Raw genomic sequence first — 6705 nt, 5'->3', positions numbered from 1 at the left:
TGGGTCAAGCATCGGATGTGACACGATCACCGAGGGCGTTAGGATGGCAATACGGTTAACTCCGTGTTGAACCACGAACATAGACTGAAGACAGGTGTCACGACGGGTAATGTAAGGTAGGCGCTGCTTATTGAAAGATAAGTAATCCACGGATATCAGCATGACAACCGACGAAATTACTTGCTTCATCGACTGTGTTAGCTCAATCCCAATTGAGTCAAAAGAGCAAAAGCAGGCTTAAATATTTAGGCCGAAAGAGTGGTGTTCTGCTTGACGTGGGGAGTCATACCAACGCCCATTTAAGGGGCTGATAATAGTTTGCTAAAATTGTGTAGCGTAGCGAAACCGAGCAAACTGTTAGAAGTCCCGCTTTAAATGCTTGTTAGGCAGTAACTGAAAAGCCTAGGCCTTCAATGATTAAAATAAATACAGTTACTGCAATTAGAAGCAAAACTAAGCAAATAATGCTTGTCCATAAAATCCCCCAGTTTGACTGGTATTTTAGTCCTTCAGATATTTCAATATCTTCTTTAGTAAACTGGAATTTCTCAACTAATGCTTTAGTAATAGTTACAGTCAGTATTGGGATTATCATATTAGGAAAATTATCTGGCAAAAATGGTAAAATTAATAACAAACAAAAAATAATAATACTGCCTAATGCTATAGTGTTTTTTTTGCTCTTTTCACTTTTTAATACTTCAAAGTTAGTTTTGAGAAAATAGAGTGAAGCAAAAGGGCCCCCAAGAAATGATCCAAGAGCCGCCTGAGTTGGCGAATAAACAACCCCTGTTACCCCAATTAATTTTGGGTTTATCGATAGTTTTGTATTGGAGTCTGACTTTTTCGTGAGTCTTTTATTTAGTTCTTCTTGGATTTTTTTAGTTCTTTCTGGGTACGCTTCCCTGTCAATATGCTCAAGTACATCTTCCAATTCTTCTAAATTGTAGTTTTCATAATCTGGTTCAGAACTCACAATGTATCCTTACTGCCTAACGCCTTACTAAGCGGCGATAAAAAGTTGGCTAAAATTGCGAGGTACGAAGCTAGCCAACTGTTTAGCGTCCGTTTGAGTAACTTGTTAGGCTAATTTACAATTTTTCAGTGATAAGTATCATATTATCTATTTCAGATTTTCTCGGAATAGTTAACGATACGCCATGCACCAGATGGTTTCTCTGATCTGCCATTTTCCCCAAAAAAACAACATCACCTTCGTTAATTAAGCTATGTTGTTGAAGTATTCGGATTAGAGACTTACCACCTAAAGGCGCTCGTTGAGATACTAATTGAACTACTTTTTTTCGAGCCACTTTTTCAAAATCTATCCATGCTGTAATAAAGCACGTAAATCCAGAAACAAACATATACTCTTCATTGTTAATATGAGGCAAATGACCTACCACTGATAAAATCATATCATTACGTAAATCAAAAAGATCAAACTCTAGGTCTTTAGCTACGAGAACGCTGGCATCATCCAAACCAAACTCTAACTTTAATTCAGTCATTTTTTGATGAAGTTGTGGTGGAGCACCTTTGTACTTATCATTTAAAACGAAATAAAATTTTTTAACTGGGCACAACGCATCCCAATGATTAAGTAATCCTTCCAAGTCTTTTTTAAGTTTAGTAACGGCACTATTAATACTTTTTGTTACATCGCAAGGTGCATAAACTTGAAAGTATGTATTTTCACTTTCAATCCATCCATCATTTTTCCTATCACCTATATTGCCGTATGGTCTTACAGCTTGGAACCCACGATGTTTGTAACCCATAATTTTGGAGAAAAGATCTTCAAATCTTTGCCCGTCAGCTTCATGGATTTGTAGGTGGAACATATTTCTAGCAATAGCTAAAGTGACATCATTCATATTACATTTACCCTATTCTACTGACACAGCATTTTTGTTTCATTTTAAATGCCTTATCAGGCACCATACACTTTTTCACCTTTAGCCGAGAGAATAAGGTCATCTAATATAGCTGCTTCATCTTCCGTTATTTGGAAACTAGGACAATCCTCAATGAAAACTGTCAGATTGGTATAGTCATAATCAGTTATCTTTACAACCACTTGCTTCCCTGACTTATAGTAGACAGCACCTCTACTTGCAGGGTGTAGCTGTATGGATAAATTATCTATGTCAGCATAGTCAAGATGATATATGCTACCATTTATTAAAATTTCTAAGGTTTCTCCAATCCATTTGATTGGCTTGAAGTTTGATACAGTACAACCGCCATTAAGTCTGAATGGAATTAGAAGTTGGTTTGCACTTTTGTATCTCAAGTATAGATCTTCCACACACGGCAAATCAGTATGATCAATATGAATTATTTTATTTCTAAACTTCCTAAGTTCATGTAACTCTTCAATATGATTGTGCCATTTCTGGTTTTCAGTATCTATATCTGCATAAGGGTTCAAGTCTTTCAGCTCATTAAGTAATCCATACACATTTTTATTCTCAGAGTTGCTATTTTGCAATGAAATACCTTGGTGGGAAGCATAATCCTTGACTCTTTTTTCGAACAGCACTACCTCAAGTTTTAAGTCTTCAACTGAAGGTTTTCCATATCCTGGAAGTTCAACAAACGAAGAGCAAAAAGATGGCTTTCGTTCACTCTTGTTGAGCATCTTCTTTATAAAATCTATCAATGAAACCTCTATCCTTGATAAGGAGCCTAACGACCTAGTTCACGAGCCGTAGGTCTCGTGTAACAGCTTGTTCTTTAATTCGGAGAGAGGAGGTTGAAGCTACTCAATCCGTGAGTTTATATTCCATGCCCTTCGGGCTTAATTGATGCTCCCTGCGGCGTGAGGGAAGCATCGCTTCTTTACTTGAAGTCAATTGCAGATCTCTTTAAAAGCTGCGCTTTACGAGCCTTAGCAAGTGCCTTCAAGCTATCATAAATTAGGCGTTTCTTCCATCGCGTTTGGCTCTATCTATTCCCTCGGCTAGACTTAAATATCACTTCTTTTTTGCTAAAAATCGTCTACCGCAGGTCAAGAACATTTTTATATACGGCTTGCGCGTTTTGCCAAGCCCTCTTGGGAAATCGTGCGCTCAACTCATTGATAAAAGCCTATTTAAAACAATTGAATAACCAAACAAAACTCAAATTGTATCCAATACACTCTTGGTGTAAACGCGCAAGCACATTTTGTTTGCCTGCTATCTCAACTTTTTAAGGTCGCACACTTTTATCTTACTGAATCTACATCTACTTTTCCTTTCGCTCAATAGCAAACTGCGAACTGATTGCGCATAATTTGATGATTATCCGCACAAAGCCAATAATACTGTATAAAAACACAAACACTGATCTTTCTGACTGATGAGAAAAATATTGCAAAGCGGTTAGTGCTGCATTGGACGAATTGCTGACGTAAACACGTTTTGGTGCATAAATGAGTTTGACGCTTCGATGAACTGGCTAGCAGCCTGTGAGCTGAGTGGCGTGCAAGCTTCTAAATCAAGGATGATTAAGCAGAGCCTACATGGAGGTATCCACGGCGGTTTGCAAAGACACTAGCGAATTGACTGCGAAACGTTGAAGTCAGCTTTATCTCACTATGGGGCAATAATGGCTCACAAACTCTGCCCTGAGTTACCAAAAGCTACAATCGAAGAGACAAATAACTCTGTGTAGATACGGCTGAGAGCTTCGGCAGCATGGACGCTGCCGCAGAGGCTATAGGGACGACTCTTATGAAATCAACAGGCGGCGTGTAGCTGAATCTTCTCAAAAAAGAGTACACATGCCCCGCTGGCCAGGCGTTAGGTTGATAATATTCCTGACATCATTCGACATTTTCCTTCATCCATGGAGGTCTGATTCCGGCTTAAAAGCGCTGCCGCAATGACGGTTATATCAACAAAAATGTAACCAGCCTTCATTCCAAGGCTGGCTAATTTTTTGGGAAAGCAGTGTCAAACTCGCTACTTTTTTCTTGGTGGGTCGAAATGGGTTTCGCTCATATCGCTGTGCAGTACGGCGATCTTAGTTGGTGCTCCGTTTTCGGCTAAGTGTACAAGGCCTATTCCGCTTTGGTTCATTAAGCGTTTGCTACGCTCACCATTTGGGCGACGGCCTCGAATAAACATACGTTTACGCTTAGTGAAAAAGTTAAGGGGCGAGAAGTGACCGTAGAGCCAGCCATTAAGCTTATCAAAGATAGGTAGTAGCTTTTCGGGAAACTGGTTTTTTATGCCACTGCAGGTGATCTGATAGATCTTGGGCCCGCCCCTTCTAAAGCGAATACGCACGTCATAAGCAAATGAATAATGCACATCCCCCGACAAGATCACAAATTGCTCAGGCGTCTTTCTGTGCTGAAAAATACTCAGCAAGGTATTGGCAGTACCGGGGTGGGCCATCCAGTTTTCAGCATCAACCAGTAATGAACCGCCAAACATAGTGGCCGTTCGCTGCACTGTTTCTATCAGCTTTACACCAAACATAGGCGCGGCAGAAACAATAATGACATTCTCTTGCCCCACTAATTCTTGTTGAAATTCCATTAAGGCTTCCCAATCCATTAACCCTGAAGGTTTAGCCAGATCGGATTCACTACGCCAGCGGTTGGTACGTGTATCAAGTACCACCAATTTGGGTGAGGTGTTAAGCGTATAGTGCCAATGCTCAAACCTAAGTAGCTCATCGATGAGTTGGTTTTGCTTCTCATCATCGGGTTGTGAAAAGTAGCTGTCGATCAGTGGCGTTATCTCTGCTTGAAACTTCTTAGGCGCGTTGCCTAACCCCTGAAATAGTGCATAACCTATCAGTGCATTACCGATGATCCGTTTTGAGAAGGCGTGGCCATAGGCTGCTTCCTCCCACTTTGCCGTGAGGTTCCAGTCATCAGTCACATCGTGATCATCGAAGATCATATAAGTGGGTAGATGGGCCATTAAACGCCGAACCTGAGTAAGACCTGTTTTAAACTCCAGCAGATGTACCCACTGATTTTCCCAGCGGGTTTTATTTGCTGCCGACAAGCCTGCAACGTCTTTAGGGATCTCAACTTGATCCCAAAGTTCAGGTGACCAAGTTAGCAGGTACAGTGCAATAATCTCACCCAGAGTGACAATATGGTTCTCTGCCATTGAAGAGGTGAATATTGGGTGATTGATATACCATCGCCTGAATGCGCCAGTGGCTGGGTATTGAGTATTGGGAAGCAGGTTTTTATGTCTTTGGTAGAGCGCGGCAGGATGATAGCTAATTGCCTCACTGCCAGCGAGTGAGGCATCGGTAAATGTCTCTTGAGGCAAGCCCAAGAGCTTAATCACCTCTCCAATAGCAAAGATCATCGGCCCAGCAATATCATCAACATAGACTTGATCGCCACTCATCATTAGCAGAGAAGGTCTGGCTTCAATGCTAAGGTCTTGGCTTAGTCGAGTATCGGCTGCAACTAAAGCATCACCACTGTGATGGTGAGGATTACGGCATGAGCCGTGCAGTATATTTTCGACCTTAGGCTTAATGATAAACTCAGGTCTTGTTCGTTCTGGATAGTGTAGCTGTTCGATATTGCTAAATAATGCGCCATGTTGACTATCTTGCAGTTCGTAGCCGATAACTGCATCTGCTTGAAGCAGGGCGTCTTGATTAACTTGTACTAGATATTGCCAAGCATGAGTTCCAAGCTGGACTTGATGGCACTGTTCGGGCTCAAGGACTAAGGTGTGTTCACCTAAGGTTAAGGTCAACTCATTCATTGCTTTTGAGCTGACGAACCATAAGGTGAAGTTATCCTGATCGCAATGACGAAGTGTGGGGCCAGCAAGGACAAGGGGTAATGCAGCGGGCATCATTTAGTGTAAGTTCCAGACGTAATGGGTGAGTTCACAGAGTAAACAAAAGCAATGAATTTGCAAAATATTAATCGTCACAGAGTATGAAGATGAGCAAGGCGAGGTGTTTAACTTTGAGCCTAACCTCTGTAAAGGTAGAGAGTGTAAAGCTAGAGAGTTAAAAGGAAATTAGCGTAAAGGTTGCCAGTTCATATAGGCTTCGTCAGCAAGGGCCAGCATTGACAGATCTTCATGGGTATCACCGTAGGCATAGATCTTGTGGTAATCCTGCAAGGGATAGCGGGCTTTAACTTTACTGGCTTTTCTATCGCCGCTGCAATCACCTGCGAGATAACGGCCTGAGTACTTGCCGTTGATAATCTCCATCTCACTGCAGATCAGGGTGATCGCCATAGCATCACACCAAAATTTCAAATAGATATCTAAAGACGCCGAAACTAGCACGACTTGATCGCCACGTTCGATATGCCAGCGTATCTTGTTTAGGGCAACCTCTCTGATATGAAGCGGAATAATGTGCTTCGCATAATAAGCCCCTAAGGACTCAAGTTGCTGGGCATTGCGTCCTTTAAACGCAATATAAGCCACCATAGGACGCAATACTCGAGCAGGAAACAGACCCGCTTTAAAAGCGATAAAAAAGGGAAGAATAAAGCTGCCCCATAAAATAAAGCGTCTTTTTTTGGCTGAGTGGCGGATAAACTTTGAGAACATATCAGCGTGGGTGATGGTGCCATCAAAATCGAATAGCGCCAAACTAGGTTTGCTGTTTGTCATTATCCCCCCAATTTAACTTATTCGATAGGCGCTATTTTAGCGTGATTTACAGTTGCGAGCGAATGAAGATAAAAGTGCATCATTTATGGTGCAGAAC

The 6705-nt window shown here is 41.5% G+C and carries 5 protein-coding genes; all 5 read right to left on the bottom strand.

Going from position 1 to position 6705, the window contains the following annotated elements; all coding sequences use genetic code 11:
• Nucleotides 1-382: 382 nt before the first annotated feature.
• The 5 genes from BM736_RS17280 to BM736_RS17260 all read right to left on the bottom strand — a co-directional run bounded on the left by BM736_RS17280 (nucleotide 383) and on the right by BM736_RS17260 (nucleotide 6608).
• Complete coding sequence (locus BM736_RS17280; RefSeq protein WP_076414438.1) at nucleotides 383-976, bottom strand: hypothetical protein; 594 nt, start codon at nucleotides 974-976, stop codon at nucleotides 383-385.
• A gap of 115 nt (nucleotides 977-1091) precedes the next feature.
• Nucleotides 1092-1877 (bottom strand): hypothetical protein, encoded by a 786-nt coding sequence (locus BM736_RS17275; RefSeq protein ID WP_076414436.1) that lies wholly within the window; start codon nucleotides 1875-1877, stop codon nucleotides 1092-1094.
• 56 nt (nucleotides 1878-1933) lie between these two features.
• On the bottom strand, nucleotides 1934-2665 hold the full coding sequence (locus tag BM736_RS17270; RefSeq protein WP_083700275.1) for a hypothetical protein: 732 nt from the start codon (nucleotides 2663-2665) through the stop codon (nucleotides 1934-1936).
• 1285 nt (nucleotides 2666-3950) lie between these two features.
• The gene (locus BM736_RS17265) at nucleotides 3951-5828 is read right to left on the bottom strand and encodes an alkaline phosphatase D family protein (protein ID WP_076414466.1); all 1878 of its coding nucleotides are present in this window, start codon (nucleotides 5826-5828) and stop codon (nucleotides 3951-3953) included.
• A gap of 171 nt (nucleotides 5829-5999) precedes the next feature.
• Entirely contained in the window at nucleotides 6000-6608 is a 609-nt protein-coding gene (locus BM736_RS17260) for an HAD-IB family hydrolase (RefSeq protein ID WP_076414435.1), read from the bottom strand.
• Nucleotides 6609-6705 lie beyond the last annotated feature (97 nt).

Source organism: Shewanella sp. UCD-KL12, assembly GCF_001957125.1.
GTDB lineage: Bacteria > Pseudomonadota > Gammaproteobacteria > Enterobacterales > Shewanellaceae > Shewanella.
The sequence above is the reverse complement of the archived record's forward strand: the minus strand, read 5'-3'. Positions and strand labels throughout refer to the sequence as shown.